This window comes from Bradyrhizobium sp. 142 (genome assembly GCF_023074015.1).
GTDB lineage: Bacteria > Pseudomonadota > Alphaproteobacteria > Rhizobiales > Xanthobacteraceae > Bradyrhizobium.
The window spans coordinates 1-1,953 of the sequence record NZ_JADPKQ010000050.1 but is presented as its reverse complement, the minus strand read 5'-3'; the positions used below and the strand labels follow the sequence as shown (position 1 = coordinate 1,953).

At 62.6% G+C, this 1,953-nt stretch carries 3 protein-coding genes; all 3 read left to right on the top strand.

Annotated features, from left to right (window positions below; all coding sequences use genetic code 11):
- The first annotated feature begins 88 nt into the window (after positions 1-88).
- A complete protein-coding gene (locus tag IVA82_RS05120) occupies positions 89-433 on the top strand; it encodes a transposase (RefSeq protein WP_188106852.1) in 345 nt (114 codons plus the stop codon).
- Positions 430-777, top strand: coding sequence for an IS66 family insertion sequence element accessory protein TnpB (tnpB, locus tag IVA82_RS05115; RefSeq protein ID WP_082758020.1), 348 nt, complete (start codon positions 430-432; stop codon positions 775-777). Before IVA82_RS05120 ends, tnpB begins: the two co-directional genes overlap by 4 nt.
- Before the next feature lie 44 nt (positions 778-821).
- A partial coding sequence (locus IVA82_RS05110; RefSeq protein WP_247493185.1) for an IS66 family transposase occupies positions 822-1,953 on the top strand: 1,132 nt, incomplete at its 3' end.

Genomic DNA, 1,953 nt, shown 5'->3' with positions numbered 1-1,953 from the left:
CGTACGCCCACGATGAAGGCCGCCTTGTTCTGAGAGGCGGATTGAGCACTCATAAGCACGTGTTTAAGAGCGAGCTTAAGAGCGATTGATGGGTCAGATTTCGGTGCTGACGGGGCCGGAACGCCGGCGGCGTTGGAGCGAGGATGAGCGGTGCCGGATCGTTGCGGAGGCCTTTGCGCCGGGATCGTGTGTGGCGCAGGTTGCGCGGGATCACGATATTTCAACGGGGCTGATTTACACCTGGCGGCGTCGGCTTCGCCAGGACCTTGCTGACCAGGGCTTTGTGGAAGCGGCGATGGAAGCGGAGCCGATCAAGGAAGCGGCACCGTCCGGTGAAGTGATCGTGGTGGAATTGACGGGGAGCGGACGGATCAGGATTTGCGGGTCGGCGCCGCCCTTGCTGGTGTCGGCGGTGTTGAAGGCGCTGCGATGATTCCGATCCCCTCTGGCGTGCGGGTATGGCTGGCGACGGGCCATACCGATATGCGGCGCGGCTTTCCGAGCCTGGCTTTGCAGGTGCAGGAGGTCTTGAAGCATGACCCACTGGGGGGTCATTTGTTTTGCTTCAGGGGGCGCCGTTCAGATCTGATAAAAATCATCTGGCACGATTCTCAGGGAGCGTGCCTGTTTACAAAAAGACTCGAAAGAGGAAGATTCATCTGGCCTTCGGCTGCCGGTGAAGCCGTGACGATCTCTCCGGCGCAGCTTTCTTACCTGCTATCTGGGATCGACTGGCGGAATCCTCAAGAAACTTTGCGTCCAACGCGAGTTGGATAGCATTCTGCGATTGAACCTACCGGGAAATCTGATTCACTGGCTTCATGAGTTTGAAGCCGGATGACCTTCCTTCGGATCTCGCCAGCGCCCAGGCGGCGCTGTTGATCGAACGTGAGGCGTTGCGGGCTGAACGCGACGCGCGGCTGAGGGTCGAGGTCGAACGCGATGCGGCCGCGGCGAAGGTCAGCCGGATACAGGCCGAAGCCATCAATTGGCAAGCCGAAGCGGCGAACGCGCGGGCGAAGCTGTCGGACAATGAGGCGCTGATCGCGCATCTCGAGCTGCGGATCGAGAAGCTCAAACGCGAACTGTACGGGCCGCGTTCCGAGCGCACGGCGCGGCTGATCGAGCAGTTGGAATTGGAACTTGAAGAACTCGTCACCACGGCGAGCGAGGATGAGCTCGCCGCGCAGGCCGCGGCGGCAAAGGCGCAGAGCGTACGCGCCTTCACGCGCAAGCGGCCGGTGCGCAAGCCATGGCCGGATGACATCGAACGCGAGCGCGTCGTCATTGAGGCTCCAACGAGCTGCGCCTGCTGCGGTGGATCGCGGCTGGCGAAGATCGGTGAGGATGTGACCAAGACGCTGGAGGAGATCCCGCGCCGCTTCAAGCTGATCGAGACGGTACGCGAGAAGTTCACCTGCCGCGATTGCGAGAAGATCAGCCAGCCGCCCGCGCCGTTCCATGCCACGCCGCGCGGCTTCATCGGCCCACAATTGCTGGCGACGATCCTGTTCGACAAGTTCGGCATGCATATCCCGCTCAACCGCCAGAGCGCGCGCTTTAAGGCCGAGGGGATCGACCTGCCGTTGTCGACACTGGCCGACCAGGTCGGCCACGGGACCTTTGCCGTCATGCCGCTCTTCCACTTGATCGAACGCCATGTACTCGCGGCCGAGCGCCTGCATGGCGACGACACCACCATCCGTATCCTGGCGAAGGGCAAGTGCACGACCGGGCGGATCTGGACTTATGTGCGGGATGACCGGCCCTTCGCCGGGCCTGCGCCGCCGGCGGCGGTCTATTACGCCTCGAGCGACCGACGAGGCGAGCACCCCCAGAAGCATCTGGCCGCCTTCGCCGGTATCCTGCAAGCCGATTGCTACAACGGCTTCGAGCCGCTGTTCGACCCGCAAAAGAAAGCGATGCCGATCACACCGGCGTTTTGCCTGGCCC

Excerpts from the sequence above, each read along its gene's own strand:
- IVA82_RS05120 (WP_188106852.1), top strand. The coding sequence starts at position 89 with ATGGGTCAGATTTCGGTGCTGACGGGGCCGGAACGCCGGCGGCGTTGG.
- tnpB (WP_082758020.1), top strand. The coding sequence starts at position 430 with ATGATTCCGATCCCCTCTGGCGTGCGGGTATGGCTGGCGACGGGCCAT.